The organism is Mesorhizobium sp. A623 (assembly GCF_054489405.1).
In genome coordinates, this window is sequence record NZ_JBTMXB010000010.1 from 111288 (window position 1) to 127053 (window position 15766).

Annotated in this window: 13 protein-coding genes; 12 read left to right on the top strand and 1 reads right to left on the bottom strand. The window is 63.3% G+C overall.

The features are described 5' to 3' along the window. The first annotated feature begins 29 nt into the window (after positions 1–29). On the top strand, positions 30–311 hold the full coding sequence (locus ACX3P1_RS12750) for a hypothetical protein (RefSeq protein WP_459079943.1): 282 nt from the start codon (positions 30–32) through the stop codon (positions 309–311). 257 nt (positions 312–568) lie between these two features. Here the strand turns inward: ACX3P1_RS12750 and tssH are convergent, their stop codons facing one another. After that, complete coding sequence (gene tssH / locus ACX3P1_RS12755) at positions 569–3322, bottom strand: type VI secretion system ATPase TssH (RefSeq protein ID WP_459079944.1); 2754 nt, start codon at positions 3320–3322, stop codon at positions 569–571. Positions 3323–3631: 309 nt separating this feature from the next. On the opposite strand from tssH, the gene tssA reads away from it, so the two are divergent. Genes tssA through icmH form a run of 11 tightly spaced genes read left to right on the top strand, consistent with a single transcriptional unit; the run spans position 3632 to position 15765 of the window. Then, positions 3632–4795 carry a type VI secretion system protein TssA gene (gene tssA / locus ACX3P1_RS12760; protein ID WP_459079945.1) on the top strand — a complete coding sequence of 388 codons (1164 nt, stop codon included), beginning with the start codon at positions 3632–3634 and terminating at the stop codon, positions 4793–4795. Between the two features lie 23 nt (positions 4796–4818). After that, a complete protein-coding gene (tssB, locus tag ACX3P1_RS12765) occupies positions 4819–5358 on the top strand; it encodes a type VI secretion system contractile sheath small subunit (RefSeq protein ID WP_459079946.1) in 540 nt (179 codons plus the stop codon). Positions 5359–5361: 3 nt separating this feature from the next. Beyond that, positions 5362–6873 (top strand): type VI secretion system contractile sheath large subunit, encoded by a 1512-nt coding sequence (gene tssC, locus ACX3P1_RS12770; RefSeq protein WP_459079947.1) that lies wholly within the window; start codon positions 5362–5364, stop codon positions 6871–6873. Between the two features lie 28 nt (positions 6874–6901). Then, on the top strand, positions 6902–7351 hold the full coding sequence (locus ACX3P1_RS12775; protein WP_459079948.1) for an Hcp family type VI secretion system effector: 450 nt from the start codon (positions 6902–6904) through the stop codon (positions 7349–7351). A 27-nt stretch (positions 7352–7378) separates the two neighbouring features. Continuing rightward, on the top strand, positions 7379–8098 hold the full coding sequence (tssE, locus tag ACX3P1_RS12780; protein ID WP_459079949.1) for a type VI secretion system baseplate subunit TssE: 720 nt from the start codon (positions 7379–7381) through the stop codon (positions 8096–8098). A gap of 3 nt (positions 8099–8101) precedes the next feature. Continuing rightward, positions 8102–9976 (top strand): type VI secretion system baseplate subunit TssF, encoded by a 1875-nt coding sequence (tssF, locus tag ACX3P1_RS12785; RefSeq protein ID WP_459079950.1) that lies wholly within the window; start codon positions 8102–8104, stop codon positions 9974–9976. Then, the gene (tssG, locus tag ACX3P1_RS12790; protein WP_459079951.1) at positions 9940–11073 is read left to right on the top strand and encodes a type VI secretion system baseplate subunit TssG; all 1134 of its coding nucleotides are present in this window, start codon (positions 9940–9942) and stop codon (positions 11071–11073) included. Before tssF ends, tssG begins: the two co-directional genes overlap by 37 nt. Further along, complete coding sequence (gene tagH / locus ACX3P1_RS12795; protein WP_459079952.1) at positions 11070–12608, top strand: type VI secretion system-associated FHA domain protein TagH; 1539 nt, start codon at positions 11070–11072, stop codon at positions 12606–12608. The genes tssG and tagH overlap by 4 nt, the downstream gene beginning before the upstream one ends. A gap of 3 nt (positions 12609–12611) precedes the next feature. Continuing rightward, positions 12612–13064 carry a type VI secretion system lipoprotein TssJ gene (tssJ, locus tag ACX3P1_RS12800; RefSeq protein WP_459079953.1) on the top strand — a complete coding sequence of 151 codons (453 nt, stop codon included), beginning with the start codon at positions 12612–12614 and terminating at the stop codon, positions 13062–13064. A 39-nt stretch (positions 13065–13103) separates the two neighbouring features. Beyond that, positions 13104–14438 (top strand): type VI secretion system baseplate subunit TssK, encoded by a 1335-nt coding sequence (gene tssK, locus ACX3P1_RS12805; RefSeq protein WP_459079954.1) that lies wholly within the window; start codon positions 13104–13106, stop codon positions 14436–14438. A 4-nt stretch (positions 14439–14442) separates the two neighbouring features. Then, positions 14443–15765: a type IVB secretion system protein IcmH/DotU gene (icmH, locus tag ACX3P1_RS12810; RefSeq protein WP_459079955.1), complete on the top strand. Its 1323-nt coding sequence runs from the start codon at positions 14443–14445 to the stop codon at positions 15763–15765. Position 15766 lies beyond the last annotated feature (1 nt).

The following is a 15766-nucleotide window of genomic DNA, read 5'->3' on the forward strand; positions in this document are numbered from 1 at the left end:
TCAACAAGGAGGCAATGGTGGGCAGGGTGATGAAGCAAGCATTGATCGCCACGATTCTATCCGGTTCTCTGGCGGTGCTGACGGGCTGCGTGTCGGTCGCACCGAAGGCCGAACCGACGCTGACGACGACGAAGCACAGGCCGACGACCACCCGCACGACCACCAGGTCAAAGATCGTCAAGCAGAAGAAGATCGTCGCCAAGAAAATTGTCAAACCGGCTGAGGAAACGGCACCTGTCGTCGTTCCGCCCTTGGGCGGCAGCGGCACTGGTGGCACTGGCACTGGTGGCGGCAGTGGCGGCTGGGGATGAGCGTTCGACAGCGGGTCAAGGTCCGGCCGCCACCATTGGCACGCCTATGCCGCGGTCGGAGCGCATCCGTTACGACGCCAGGATCATAGCCGCATTCGAAGAGGCTCACCACGACCAGGGGAGGCTCCAGCATCTCCTGCCTGTCGAACGACGCCTCGCTGATCTTGTCGGAGGATGACGACAGCGCAGCGTAACGTTGCCGGCTCCCAAGCCGCTTTGGGAACCGGCAACATTGTGGTCGATGGAAAGTCGCCACACTATTCGAAGGTATAGGTAAACCCTTCGGCGGAGGCACCAACCGTCACTTTTTTCATGGGCTCGCCTTCCAGCGTGCGGTTGAGCACACCACGGGAAAGCTCGGGCAGCAGGGTATTGGTCAAAATGGCATCGATCATGCGCCCACCGGATTCGATCTCGGTGCAACGGGCCTTGACCATATCCATGACGCCTTCGCCGATCACCAGTTCGGCGTCGCTGGTTGCACGCAGCCTTTTTGCTATCTTGCCGAACTGATGGCGGGTGATCGCCTCGATCATGGCATCCGACAGCGGATAGTAGGGGATGGTGACGACGCGGCCGAGAAACGCGGCCGGGAATACCTTCAAGAGTGGTGGGCGCAGGGCCAGATCGAGATCGTCAAGGCCGGCCCGCACGGTACCATTGTGGGTACGATCCATAATCACTTCGGAGCCGACATTGGAGGTTAGCAGGATCAGCGTATTCTTGAAATCGATGCGCCTGCCCTCGCTGTCGTCCATCATGCCCTTGTCGAAGACCTGGAAGAAAATCTCGTGCACATCCGGATGCGCTTTCTCGACCTCGTCGAGCAGGATCACCGAATATGGCTTTCTGCGCACCGCTTCGGTCAGGATGCCGCCTTTGCCGTAGCCGACATAGCCGGGAGGCGCGCCTTTCAACGTCGAGACGGTGTGTGCCTCCTGGAACTCGGACATGTTGATCGAGATCAGGTTTTGTTCGCCTCCATAAAGCGTCTCGGCCAACGCCAGCGCCGTTTCGGTCTTGCCGACACCCGAAGGGCCGCACAACAGGAAGACGCCGACTGGCTTTTCAGGCGCGCCGAGGCCGGCGCGGCTGGTCTGCACACGCCTGGAAATCATTTCCATCGCATGGTCCTGGCCGACAACCCGCTCGGAAAGCGTTTCGGCGAGCCGCAGCGCCTTTTCGGTCTGGCTCGACAGCATGCGCCCGGTGGGAATGCCGGTCCAGTCCTGAACCACGGCGGCCACCGCGTTCCGGTCGACCGAAGGCAGGATCAGCGGCGTCTCGCCCTGCGCCTCGGCAAGTTCGGTCATCAGTTCCCTGAGCCGTGCCAGATCGGCGATGGGATCGGAAGCCGGTTCGGCTTGCACATCCTCTCCAGCGGGTTCGGTGGGGTCTTTCGCGTCCAGGGAAGCCCCGACCGGTTGCGCCTCCTGTGCTGCCTTGTCGAGCGGCACGCCCTCGCCGCGCAGCCTTGCGCGCAGTTCGAGGACTTCGGCGACCAGCGTCTTTTCGCGGTCCCATCGTTGCTGCGCGGCGGCAAGCGTCGTCTCGGTTTCGGCCAACCCCGCCTCGACGCGAGCCTGCCTGTCGATTACATCGATACCGATCGCGGCCTCGCGTCCGATGATGCCGCGCTCGACTTCAAGGGCCTGGCGACGGCGCAATATGTCCTCGACCTCGGCCGGCGTCGCATGCTGCGAAACGGCGACGCGCGCACAGGCCGTATCGAGCAGGCTGACCGCCTTGTCCGGCAGTTGCCGCGCCGGGATATAGCGGTGAGACAGCGCCACCGCCGCCTCGATTGCTTCGTCAAGCACCTGCACCTGGTGGTGCTGTTCGAGCACGCCTGCCGTGGCGCGCAGCATGAGCACGGCGACAGCCTCGTCCGGCTCGTCGACCTTGACCACCTGGAAGCGGCGGGTGAGCGCTGGGTCCTTTTCGATGTGCTGCTTGTATTCCGCCCAGGTGGTCGCCGCGATGGTGCGCAACTCGCCTCTTGCCAGCGCGGGCTTCAAAAGATTGGCGGCGTCGCCCGTGCCGGCCGCTCCCCCCGCCCCGATGAGGGTATGGGCTTCATCGATGAAAAGGATGATCGGCGTTCCGGAAGACTGCACTTCGTCGATGACCGATTTCAGCCGCTTCTCGAACTCGCCCTTGAGGCTGGCGCCCGCCTGCATCAAACCGACATCGAGCATGCGCACGCTGACACCCTGCAACATGGGCGGCACGTCGCCTTCGGCAATGCGCAAGGCAAAGCCCTCGACCACGGCGGTCTTGCCGACCCCGGCCTCGCCGGTCAGGATCGGGTTGTTCTGCCGGCGGCGCATCAGGATATCGACGATCTGCCGGATTTCCGGATCACGCCCGATAACGGGATCGATCTTGCCGTCGCGCGCGCGCTGCGTCAGGTCGGTCGCGTATTTCGCCAGCGCCGAATCCCCACCGGGAGCCCGCTTCGGTGCCGCGGCAGCGTCTGCAACAGGCTCGCTTTCGGCCGCCTCGATGGACCCTTCCACCACGTCGCCAAAACGGGCGATCACGCCATCGGCGTCTATCCTGTCGAATTCGCCGCTGATCTTGGATACCAGTCCTTCGAGCACCGGGATTTTCAGGCAGGCGAGGATGACATGGGCGCTGCGAACCTCCTCGACGCCGAATTGGAGCCCTGCCAGGCTCCATGCCTCCTGGATGGCGTGAAAGATATGGTCGGAGAATTCTTCGATCGAGGTCGCGCCATAGGGCAGCTTGTCGACCGCCCGCGTCATGTCGCTGGCCACCCGGCTGGCATCGACGCGCGCATCCGCGAGGATCATCTGAACATCGGACCTGTCGGAAAGCACGAGTTGCTCGATGAAATGCACGAGTTCCACGTAGGGATTGCCGCGAAGCTTGGCAGCAGCAGCGGCAGCGGCGAAAGCGCGCTTGCATGTCGGGTTCAGCTTGTCGACAAGTTCCTTGCGCTTGAAGCTCTGCGACGGCTTACGCCTTTGCGCACTGGCTGGCTCCATCGGACTTGCTCCTGTGAGAGTACCCCGTGGGCATAAATTGACACACAAACCGCGACTTACAAAGAGGCTCCCATTTTCGGCGATCCGGCGAATGCTGAAGCGCTTCCCCGAGTGCCACCGCAGCGCATCGCTGGGCTGTTTCAGGTTTCCTGCCAGCCGATAGACATAAGCTCTCGCGGCAATATGGACAGGAACACAAAAACGAGTATTCTAGACCACTTTTCGGGCTCTAGCCCGGCTTTTGACAGATGTATGCAGACTGGTAAATGAACGCCATTGCAGCCTAGACGTTGGCTGCGGGGGGTCTGTTTGATTGATCTCGCTCTCTGGCTGGAACCTCTGAACGGGCAGAACCCATCAGGGGAAGATTTACGCAACGATACGCGGTTCCACGAGTTGGAGCGGCTGGCGGAGCCTCAAGTCAAGGTCGTTCACGACGAGCGCAACAAACCCACATCACAGGTAAGCACCCCCGGCGACTGGGCCGGCGTGTTGGCGAAAGCCGACGAACTGCGCACGCAAGGCCGCGACCTGCGCCTTCTGGTGCTCGTCACACGCGCACTGGCCAACGAGGATGGCCTGGCCGGGCTCGCCCAGGGCCTGAACCTGATCGCGCGCACCTTCGGCGCTTATTGGGAAACCATGCACCCGGCCTTGCGAGCTGATGCACCGCCACGCGAATCGGCACTGCGCCGGATCAATGCCTTGCTCGATCTGCAGAACGGCCAGGACGGCATCCTCGCCGACCTGCGCAGGATGACGTTATTTGCCCCTCGCGGCGTCGGGCCGATCACCGGGCGCGACCTGGAACAAGGCGCGCTCGATGAGCGCGTCATGCTGCAGGAGGCCGCGTCGGGGCTGAACGCGTCCGAGAAGGCCGCTCTCGCAAGCGCCCATGAACAGCTTCTCGCCCGCGTCCGCAGCGGCAGCGCGGCGCAGATCGACCAGGCCGGCGACGGCATGACCGCGCTCATGGCAGACGCGCGCGCCGCAGTGGCGGCGCTCGATTCGGTCGAGATGGCGCTTGGTGCGCGGCTCGAAGGTGGAAGCGCCACCGTTCCCGACCTCAAGCGCTTTCTGGAACGCGTTCTTTCCACCCTCGAACGAGGATCAGCCGGGCGTACTTCCGCCAATGGCGAGCAAATACCTGCAGAAGAAAAGACCGTCGAGAGCCAAGCGCCGAGAGCCAACGGCCACGATAGCGGCGCAGCGAAGCTGGTCGGCCAAGGAGGATCAAGCATGGCCCTTCCCGATCGGATTTCCTCGCGTGACGACGTGGTCAGGTGCCTCGATCTCGTTGTCGCCTTCTACGACCGCACGGAACCGTCGAGTCCGATCCCGCATCTGGCCCGCCGCGTACGGCGCATGGTTCACATGGATTTCGTCGAACTGATGGAAGATCTGGCTCCGTCTGGGCTCAAGGAATTCCGGCTTCTGGCCGGCGTCCCCGAGGCCAAGAAGACGGCCCAGTAAGAATGGATGAAAGGTAAAAAACCATGCCAGCAGAAAGCAAAGCAAAGGTCATCGAACGCAATCGCGCGCCGCGCGTGCAGATCGCCTACGATGTAGAGACCTATGGCAGCCCGACGACCATCGAATTGCCTTTCGTCATGGGCGTGATGGCCGATCTCTCCGGCGCTTCCCAGACCAGGGAAGCGCAGAAATCTGTGCTCGACCGATCCTATGTCGAGACCGACGCCAACAGGTTCCCCAAATTCATGGAGGCGCTCGGGCCACGCGTCAAAGCGCGCGTGAAAAATACGCTGCCGCAGGCCGAAGGTCATGAACGCGATGAGGAATTGGCTCTCGACCTGACGTTTACGAAGATGGGCGATTTCGCCCCTGACAAGATCGCCGAACAGGTGCCGCAGCTATCCGAGATTCTCAAGATGCGCCGCCAGCTGGAGGAACTGCTTGGTTTCATGGATGGCCGGGTTGATGCCGAAAAGCGCATTGCCCAGTTGCTGAACAACGAACCGCTGCTCGGGCAGATCGCCAACCAGGCCCTGACCGACGGCGACAAGAGCGAGGAATAACCCATGGCCGAACAGCAAAAGACCGCCGTCAGCGCCACCGCCGAGGCAGAAGCCGTCGACCTGGGAGAATTCGGCGAGCTGCTGGAGAAAGATTTCAAGGTCAAGAAGGACGACAGCGAGAAATTGCAGCAGCTAGTGCGCAACCTGGCGCTGGCGGCGCAGTCTCGCTCGGAGACGACGACCATCTCGTCCAACGCCATCAAGTCCATCAAGTCGCTGATTGCCGGCATCGACAAGATGCTGACGACGCAGATCAATGAAATACTGCACGCACCGGAGGTGCGTGAGATGGAAGGCACATGGCGAGGCCTGTGGTATCTCGTCAACAATACCGAGACGGATCAGAAGCTGAAGATCCGGGTGCTGAACATTTCCAAGGAGCAGTTGGCCGATACGCTGGAGGACTACGAAGGCCAGATGTGGGACCAGAGCCCGATCTTCAAGAAGGTCTACACAGATGAATATTCGATGTTCGGCGGAGAGCCTTTCGGCTGCCTGATCGGCGCCTATGAATTTTCCAACCACCCACGCGACGTAGGCCTGCTGCGCAATCTGTCGGGCGTTTGCGCTTCCGCACATACGCCGTTCATTGCGGCCGCCTCGCCCCGGCTGTTCCGCATGGACAGTTGGCAGGAACTGCCTAACCCGCAGGATTTGCAGCAAATTGTCTCCAACCCGGCCTATGCCTCGTGGCAATCGCTGCGCGAGAGCGAGGACGCGCGCTATGTCGGATTGACCATGCCGCGCGTGCTGGCCAGGCTGCCCTATGGCGCCGACACCGTGCCGGTCAAGGGTTTTGCCTTCGAGGAAGAAGTACAGGGCGACCACAACAAGTATGTATGGATGAATGCCGCCTTCCCGATGGGCGTCAACATCAACCGCAGCCACAAGCTCTATGGCTGGGGCACGCAGATTCGCGGCGTCGAAAACGGCGGCACCGTGCTCAACCTGCCGGTGCACAGCTTCCCCACCGACGACGGGGCCGTGGCCATGAAATGCCCGACGGAAGTGGCGATCGACGATCGACGCGAGGCGGAACTCGCCAAGCTCGGCCTGATGCCCATTCTGCACAGGAAGAATACCGACCTCGCCGCATTCATCGGCGCGCACTCGCTGCAAGACGACGAGACGCGGGCGGGGCGGCTGGTCGATCCGGACGCACAGTCCAATGAGCGGCTTTCGGCCAACCTGCCCTATCTTTTCCCCGTTTCACGGTTCGCGCACTATCTCAAGGCGATCGCGCGCGACAAGGTGGGTTCGTTCAAGGAACGCGCCGACATGCAGATCTGGCTGACCGAATGGATCAACCGATACGTGCTGGCCAATCCTGCCTTCGCCGACGACAAGGCGCGCGCCAAGCGGCCGCTCGCGGCGGCGGAGGTACAGGTCGACAGCGTCGAAGGCCGACCGGGATACTACAATGCCCGCTTCTACCTGCGACCGCACTACCAGTTGGAGGGCATCAACGCCTCGCTTCGGCTGGTGTCGGAACTACCGTCCGTCAAATCAGCCTGAATACATGTGAGCCTGATGGAGAGAGAAAATGAAAATTGATGGCTTTCTGAAAGTTCCGGACATCAAGGGCCCGAGTGCCCGCGACAAGCACGAAGATGAAATCGAAATCCACGGGGTCGAGTTCACGATGATCGCGCCCCATGATCCCAACTCACTTTCGCGCAGAGGCCGCGTGGCCCTGGGGCTCATCACCTTCGTCAAGCACTACGACAAGTCCTCGCCCTATCTGAAACAGGCGCTGTTCCAGAACAAGAAGCTGGACGAGGTGAAGTTTACCGCCCGCCGGACCATTGAGGAAAAGAGCAGCGACTATCTGGTCATCACACTCACCGATGCCTCGGTCGTCAACTATGAGATGAAGCCGAGCGCCGAAGATCCAGACCTGATCGAGGAAAGGATCGGCTTCGCCTACAAGAAAATCAAGTTCGTTTACGACGACAATGACGAGGCGGAGATGGACGTGAATGTCGGCGTCTGACGCTGGCGGCGACGTCTTGGCATCGAAATGACCAAGTCCAGCAACAGTCCAAGGGCCAAACGCGAGGCGGTTCAGCCGTCTCTTTGGGACCGTCTCGTGAACGATCTGCCGGGCTTGACCACGGAGATCAGCGGGCTGCGCCATGTTCTGGAGAGCGAACTTGGCACGGAACGGCTGGACACTCTGCTCGCCGGCAATGCCAGGGCGATCGATACCGATGCCGCGTTGACGCCCGATCAACAAAGGCGCTTGCATCGGCTGGTTTTCCAGAACCGCCACAGGAGCGAACTTGAGGCGCGCGGCGTGGTGGTGTCGCCCAACGTTCTTCGCGAGGCGGTCCGGCGCGACATCGAGGCGTTGTTCAATACCGAACGTTTCGAGGCGACGCCTCTGTTGTCCGATCTGGAATTCGAGCAGTTCGGCGACAGGCTGCCGGCGCTGGAGGATTTTCCCGAGGTTCGCCGTAGCGTGGTCAATTACGGCGTACCGTCGTTCTCCGGCCGCTCGTCACGCGATTTCGACCGCGAGGCGTTGGCCCGGGAAATCCGCGCGGTACTCACCACCTTCGAGCCACGTCTGAAAGAGGGGGCGACGAAGGTCAATGTGACGCTCGGCGACAAAAGCATGGGCCTGAAAATAGAGATAGATGCCGTGCTGATCATGACGCCAACACCTGAAAGGATGCGCCTGCGCACGACCATCAACCTGGACAACGGCCTGGCACGGACCGACTTCGCGGAGGCTTGAGATTTGGATCGGGCCTTCCTGGAGTATTATGAAGAAGAACTGACCCACATAAGGGCGCTCGCCTCGGAGTTTGCCGACATGCACCCTGCGGTGGCGCGTAATTTGTCGCTCGACACGGCGCCTTGTCCCGACCCCTATGTCGAGAGGCTTCTCGACGGTGTCGCCTTCCTGGCGGCTCGCACCCGCATGAAGGTGGACGCCGAGGGCTCGCGATTTTCACGCGCCGTGCTTGACGTCCTCTATCCCGATCTCGTCGCGCCGACGCCGGCCACTGCCATGGCCGTGCTGAAGCCCGGCAAGCAGGTGCAGACGATGAATGCCGGCCATGTCGTCGCGCGTGGCACACGCCTCGTCTCCAGCCTGCTGCCCGGCCTTTCAACACGCTGCACCTTCACCACGGCACAGGATGTGACGCTATGGCCGATCGAAATCGCCTCAGTGAGCTATTTCCAGGATCGCAGCGCGCTGGCCGCGGCCGGGATAAACGCGATTGGCGGCATCGGTGGCGAAGCGGCGCTACGCCTCACCGTTGGCCGAAGCGGCAAGGGCAAGCTCAACGAACTGTCCCTTGACCAACTCGATCTCTATTTCGCCGGACTGACCAAGGCGACGCTCCTGTTCGACGCAATCTTCAGCGCATGCTCGGCCATCGGCGCGCGGGCTTTCGGCAAAGACGCCAGACTAACGCCCCTTCCGGCACCGGAAATGGCAGGCATCGCCGACGCCGAAGCGTTGATGCCGCGCACCCGCCCGACCTTCGAAGGCTATCGGCTGTTGCGTGAATATTTCATGATGCCCGAACGCTTCCACTATGCTCGCGTGCGGGGGTTGCAACCCATCGTTCGCAGTTGCGATGCCGGACTGGAGGTCGTTTTCCTGTTTCGCCGCCCGGTGCAGGAACTTGCCGATGTGACGCCGACGGATTTCGAACTCTTCGCCACGCCGATCATCAATCTGTTCGAGCGCGAGTGTAACGTCATCGAGATCGATCGTCGCAAGACGCGGCAGGTGCTCTATGCCGACAGAACGCGGCCAAGAGACTTCGAAATCTATCGCGTGCTACGCGTCGAGGACGCCGATACCGAAGGGCCGGAATCCGAGGTACCGGCGCTTTTCAGCCTCGGCCAGAACCGCGGCAGCGGCTGGGTCTATTCGTCGGAGCGCCGCCCCCGCCGAGCCACCGAGGACGAGCGGCGGCAGGGCATGACGCGCACCTCCTATACCGGCGACGACGTTTTCCTCGCCATCTCGCAGCCGGTGGGCAACACGGGCGCCCGCCCGCTCAAGCGTCTCGACATCATGGCGCTGTGCACCAATCGCGATCTGCCGATCCTTGACGACAACCCCACCCTCACCCTGGAAAGCGGCGATCCCGTTGAATCCGTCAGGCTTCTTGGCGCGCTGCGGCCGCCACAACCGGCCATTCCCGCAGCACTTCCGACCGGTGCGGAAAGCCAATCGCGGGCGGACGAACTCGCCTGGCGGCTCGTGGCCCAACTCGCACTCAATTTCCTCAGCTTGGCCAAGGAAGGCAAAGGCGTCGATCCGCTGCATGCGCTGCTCGACCTTTACGCGGATCGGGGCGATCCAGCACTTGCCCGCCACGTGCGCTCCATCGTGCGCGTCGATTCGAGGCCGGTTATCGAGCGGCTGGCGATAGCGGGGCCGATGTGTTTCGGCAGAGGCACGGAAATTACGCTGCATGTCGATCAGTCGGTGCTTTCCGGGCAGAGTGTCCTGCTGCTGTCGGCGTTGCTGGCACGGCTTTTCGCCCGCCATGCGGGAATAAACGGTTTTGTGCGGACCCGCACGCGGCTGCTGCAGAGACTGGAGGATGTGCCATGGCCGATGACGCCCGGCAATCGCTACCTGATCTAGATGCGCCTGACACCTCGGCGGCCGTGGCCGAAGCCGCGCCGGACGCCGCCGGAACAGCCAGCCCCATGCCGGACAGGCAGACGGACCTGTCCGAGGCGTTCGATTTCTTCGAACTGTTGCGCCAGCTAGAGCGGGAAGGTCATCTGTTCGGCCACGCCGGGCGACCGGACCGTGAGCCGGCGCGCCTTGGCCAGCACGTGCGGCTTGGCTTCGCCACGCAGGACCTCGTCGAACTCCGCGAGGCAACCGAGACGTTGCCGGCGCGCGTCACCGTGGCTAATCTCGGCCTGCTTGGCCCGGAAGGGCCGATGCCGCTGCACCTGACGCGATGGGTGCTCGACCGCCTGTCGCAACGCTGGTTCGGCGGCGTCAACGCACAACAGACCAGCGACACCACATTCGTCGACTTCGTCAACATCCTGCAGCACCGAATGATCGCCCTGTTCTACCGGGCCTGGGCGGACGCGCATCCCGGCGTGCAGGCCGAGCGATCCGTTGGCGGTCGCGTCCGCTCCATGCTCGAGGCGCTCGCCGGGATCGGGCTGCCCGCCACGCATAATCAGGAAAATCCGGAACTCGACGCCGTAAAGCTCCGCCAGGCGGCATCGCTCGCCTCGCAGGTCGAGGGGCCGGAAAAGCTGACCTTGTTCGTGGCCGAAGCGTTCAACGTACCGGTGCTGCTCAAAGAGTTCGTCGCGGCTTGGCTGACGATACCCGCCCCGTTGCAAACCCGGCTCGGCAAAGCCCATGCGGGGCTTGGCAGCGCCGCCACGATCGGCCCGCGAAGTTTTGGCAGGCAGAGCAGGATCGAGCTTGAAATCGGGCCGCTCGGCTATGAAACGTACAAATCGTTCCTGCCCGGCGAAAAACGCCTCGACGTTCTTAAACGCGCCGTGCGCGACCTCATCGGCGAGGTTCTGGACGTCGATCTGCGCATCGTCCTCAAGCGCGATGCGGTGCCTCAGGCGCGTGTTGGAACGGTGCAGCTTGGGCGAACGGCGTGGCTTGCACGTCCCCTTGAAAGGGGCGATGCTACGGACATGCGGCTGAGGACCATCGTCGGATGGCGCCCAGGCGTGGCGGGAGTCGGAGCATGAGCTTGCTTCTCACGCTGGAACAGGGACCGCGCAGCCAGGCTGTTCGCCAGACTGGGCTGGACAAGGGCGAATTGGTGATCGGTCGCAGCCCGGAAGCGGACTGGCAAATCGATGACCCGGACATGTATGTCTCGCGCGCTCATTGCAAAATCACATCGGAACAGGACGGCTACACCGTCACCGACATGTCGAGCAGCGGCCTTTTCATCGACGATTCCGGCAGTCCGCTCGGAGCCGGAAATTCCATCCGCCTGAGAAACGGCATGCGGCTGAGATTGGGCGACTATGTCGTAGGGGTCGAGCTACAGGCACCCGCGGCCGCGCAATCGGCGCTGTGGCAATCGGCCTCCCCTTTGCCGGCACCTCGCGCACCGTCGGCCCAGCCGCCCGTGCCGACGCCCAATTCCGCCAGTATAGGTCATGACGATTTCTTTTCATCCAAAGCCGAAGAAGAACCACGCCTTCCACGCCCGGCCGACTTGCCGGACCCTTTCGACCATCCGAAGCCCGGTGCGTTTCAGGCGTTTGAACGCGCCGGTTCGAACGAACGCGGTTCAGCCGCCTTCGACGATCCCTTCAGCCTCGATCCGGTATCCGACCCATCCTCCAACGAGAAACTCGGACGGGTGGGCGCGTCCGGATTTGACGATCCGTTTCACGTCGATGCCGGCGCACCGCCACCCCCGCCCGCCGGCGCCAAAGAGGCCGCCCAATTGCCGCCGATAGCGTTCGACGACGGTTTCAACCTCGGTCCCGGCCAGAAAAGCGCGGCCAGGGCGGGTGTGGAAATAGCCGCTCCACACGCACGCGTCGCCGAAACCGGCCCCCCGCCGGCACCATGGGATTTGCGCCCGGGCTTGCCGCAGAACCCGCCGGTTCCAGTTGCCGTTCAGCAAGCGCCGCAGCCATCGGCGGGCAATGGTGGCCATACGTCTGGTGACCATGCGTCGCCGCAGGGCAGTTCGGACGCAGCGTTGCGCTCCGCATTCCTGCGCGGCGTCGGTCTTGAAGACATCGACCTGCCCGACGGCGACCCCCTTGCCGAGATGGAAAGGTTCGGCCGCGAATATCGCATGATGCTGGAAGGCTTGATGCAACTTCTGCGCAAGCGCTCCGAAGAAAAGGGCAATGCCCGCGTCGCGCAGACCGTGGTCGGTGCTTCGCAAGTCAATCCTCTCAAATTCCTGCCGACGGTGGACGATGCGCTGGCGACGATCGCCGCAGGCCGCAGCCCCGGCTTCCTGGATGGCGAGGCGGCTATCATGGACGCCATACGCGACCTCGCCCAGCACCACGTACGGGCCTGGCGCGGCGTGCAGGGCGCGCTGCGCCGCATGATCGACCGCTTCGACCCCGCCGCGATCGAGGCGGAGTTGAAATCGGGTTCGGCCATCGAAACCCTGCTTGCCGGCGGGCGTGGGGCCAAGCTTTGGGAACTCTATCAAAAACGCCACCGCGAAATCGCCACAAGCGCTGAATCGCGGTTTCTTGGCGAAATCGGTGCCGATTTTCGCGATGCCTATGAGGAGGAGTGACTTATGATTGATCGCCGTGAATTCATCATCGCTCTCGGGGCCACCGGGTTGGTTGCGGGTTGCCAGAGCGGACCACCCAAACCCTCCACCGTCACCATCAATCTGGCCGGCCAGGCCGGCATGAACCCCGGACCGGGAGGCGGTGACCGGCCGGTGACGGTGCTGGTCATGCGGCTGCGCAGCACCGGCAAGTTCAACTCGGCCGATTATTTCGCCCTGCAGGGCGACGCCGGCACGGCGCTTGGCGGCGATCTCATCGGGTCAGACCAGATCGCGGTCGGGCCGGGCAAGACAGCCTCCAAAACCATCACGGTCGAGCCGGAAGCGACCGCGCTCGGCTTCGTCGCGCTCATTCGCGAGCCCGGCGGCCGGAACTGGCGAACCACGAAATCGGTGTCGCCGGGATCGCAACTGACAGTCAATGTAAGGCTCGGCAGCGGCGGCATATCCGCCTAGCGCGTGGCACAAGAGGCAGGCAATGCAGAGAGCGGCGGAATGAGCGACGCCAACAGGGTACTGTGGTCCGAAGGGCTTTTCCTGCGGACACAGCACTTCCAGCAGCAGGACCGCTTCTTCGAAGCGACGGTGCGCGGCGCATTGCAGGCCGGGCAACTTCACACGTTCGGCTTCCGGACGCTGACGCTCGACCCGGCGCAACTGGAGGCCGGGCAAATCTCCGTGCTTTCGGCGCGCGGCATCTTTCCCGACGGCACGCCTTTCGCCATTCCGGACACGATGGACGCGCCACCGCCGCTGGCGGTCACCGCCGACATGGGCGGCGGTGCGGTGCTGATTGCGCTGCCGCTGGAGCCGCCCGGCGGCGTCGGGTTCGATCCGGCGCATGCCGCGTCAAGCGGCGCTCGCTATCGCGGACGGATCGTTTCGGTCAGGGATGCCGTCCAGGGAGGGGCAGACCCCGAGGAAATCGAAATCGCCCGGCCGCAGCCAATACTTCTCGCGCCGGGCAAATCGGTCGGCGGTTATACCGCGCTGCCGGTAGCCGAGATCAAGGGGGTGCGTGCCGACGGCGGGGTCGCTCTCAACGACGCGTTCTTGCCGCCGACACTCGTCACCGGCGCCGCGCATTGGTACGCCCAGCTTCTGCAGGAGGTCATCACCGGCCTGGACCAGATTGCCGAGGCCCATGGCAAGATGGTGCTTGGCGGCCCGGGACGCAGCGTCGAAGATCTGCTGATGCTCAACCTTGCCAATGCCGCGCGGCCCCGGCTCGCTCACATCCTCGCCCAGGATGTTTTCCATCCGGCCGAGCTGTATCTCGAACTGGCCGGTCTGGCGGGATCGATGGCGACGTATGGGTCGAGCGCGCGACGCCTGGGTGAGTTGCCGGCCTACGACCACATGGCGCCCGGCCCTGCCTATTTCGCGCTCGCCGACGCCTTGCGTTCGCTCATCCTCTCCTTGCGCTATGTCGAGCCCAAGTCGCGGGCTTTGCCGGTCATGCGCCATTCCACCAATGTGTGGAAGGTACGCGTCGACAACCCGAAGCTGCTGGTGGCCAGCCGCATCGTCATCCGGGTTGGTTCGGAACTATCCGAGGACGCGCTTCGCAAGATTTTCGTCAACCAGGCGACAGTCGGCGCGGCCAGCGAATTCGAGGGCCTGTGGAAATCGCGCCTGCCGGGAATTCCATTGAAGCCCTTGCATTCGCAGCCGCGTGAAATTCCCTACGACGGCGACCGGTTGTGCCTCGAACTGGATCAGAAAAGCGAGCACTGGGCCTCGCTGCTCGACGCTCCCGGATTCGTCATTGGCGTTTCCGGCGTCCTGCCCAGCGAACCGCAGGTCGACTGCTACTCGGTGAATAGGTGACGCCATGAGCCGCGACGATCCCTTCGGCCTGTCTGAGGATCGTGAACGTACCCGCATCCGTCTGGTCGGCCCGCCGATGGCGCGCCAGCAGGCGCCGCTGGCGCCGGGGGCTGCCTTCAAACGAGCGCGCTCGCACCCGAATACCCTCGTCAACGCCTTTTCGCCACTGCTGGAATTCGCGCCGGAACTGGAAAGCGCCCTGCCCCCGGAAAATCCGGAGGCGCTGCGCACGCGCCTGCTGGACGAACTCGTCCGCGCCCGCGATGCAGCCATGGCAAGCGGTTCGTCGCTTGAACGGGCGGACCAGGCCGCATGGATCGTTGCCGCCCTGCTCGATGACCTCGCCTTGAACACGCCATGGGGCGGCGCCAGCGTATGGCCTCGCCAACCCCTGGTGGTGATGCTGCGCGGCGACGTCGATGCCGGCACGCAATTCTTCGCGCGGCTCGAGGAACTGGAGCGCCATCCCAACCGCGACCGCGAACTATTGGAGTTGCAATATTATTGCATGGCGCTCGGTTTTCGCGGCAAATACCGGGTTCCAGGCCGTGCGGGCGACCGCTCGCTCAATGCGGTTCGCGTCGCCACCGCGCGATTCCTGCGTGATGCCGACGCCGAAGGGGCACCGCTTTCGCCCAACTGGAAAGGCGTCGTCGCATCCGACGAACCGCCGCGCTTCATCGTGCCTATCTGGGTGATGGCCGTGATGGCCATAGCGCTTTCCGCCGCCACCTATGTCGCGTTTTCCATCAGCCTGAGCAGCCAGGCCGCGGGCCTGACCACGCTTGTAAAGGCGCTGCCGCCGCCACAGCGCGCGGAAATCCTGCGCGCTTCTCCCAAAGTAGACGCCCCGCCCCTTGAAACGGTGGATATCGCGCTCCTGCCTGCCTTTCAAGCGGCCGCGCCCGACGCGTTGCGGGCAGCGCTGAACGGGACGGAGAGCATTTCGCTCGTCAAGCTCGTTGTCCAGGGCACCAACCCGGAACTGTTCCAATCGTCGCGCGCCGACCTTACGGACGGTTTCGAGCCCCTGATCGGAGCGATCGCCAAAGTCATTCTCGACAATCAGGACCTGATCGGAAACATCACGGTGGTTGGCCATACCGACAGCGTCCCGCTGCAAACCAGCAATCCGCTCTCGACCAACCAGCGCCTGTCGGAAGCCCGCGCGGCAACGATCGCCGACCTTCTGGTTCAAAACGGCGTCCCGCGGGATCGCGTCCGCTCGCAAGGCCGCGCCGCCACCGATCCCGTGGCGGACGACAGCACCCGCGAAGGCCGGGCGTTGAACCGCCGAGCCGAGGTTCTTGTCGAGAAGAGGCTCTGAG

Coding starts and splice junctions, on each gene's coding strand:
- ACX3P1_RS12750 (WP_459079943.1), top strand. CDS start 30: ATGAAGCAAGCATTGATCGCCACGATTCTATCCGGTTCTCTGGCGGTG.
- tssH (WP_459079944.1), bottom strand. CDS start 3,322: ATGGAGCCAGCCAGTGCGCAAAGGCGTAAGCCGTCGCAGAGCTTCAAG.
- tssB (WP_459079946.1), top strand. CDS start 4,819: ATGCCAGCAGAAAGCAAAGCAAAGGTCATCGAACGCAATCGCGCGCCG.
- tssC (WP_459079947.1), top strand. CDS start 5,362: ATGGCCGAACAGCAAAAGACCGCCGTCAGCGCCACCGCCGAGGCAGAA.
- ACX3P1_RS12775 (WP_459079948.1), top strand. CDS start 6,902: ATGAAAATTGATGGCTTTCTGAAAGTTCCGGACATCAAGGGCCCGAGT.
- tssE (WP_459079949.1), top strand. CDS start 7,379: ATGACCAAGTCCAGCAACAGTCCAAGGGCCAAACGCGAGGCGGTTCAG.
- tssG (WP_459079951.1), top strand. CDS start 9,940: ATGGCCGATGACGCCCGGCAATCGCTACCTGATCTAGATGCGCCTGAC.
- tagH (WP_459079952.1), top strand. CDS start 11,070: ATGAGCTTGCTTCTCACGCTGGAACAGGGACCGCGCAGCCAGGCTGTT.
- tssJ (WP_459079953.1), top strand. CDS start 12,612: ATGATTGATCGCCGTGAATTCATCATCGCTCTCGGGGCCACCGGGTTG.
- tssK (WP_459079954.1), top strand. CDS start 13,104: ATGAGCGACGCCAACAGGGTACTGTGGTCCGAAGGGCTTTTCCTGCGG.
- icmH (WP_459079955.1), top strand. CDS start 14,443: ATGAGCCGCGACGATCCCTTCGGCCTGTCTGAGGATCGTGAACGTACC.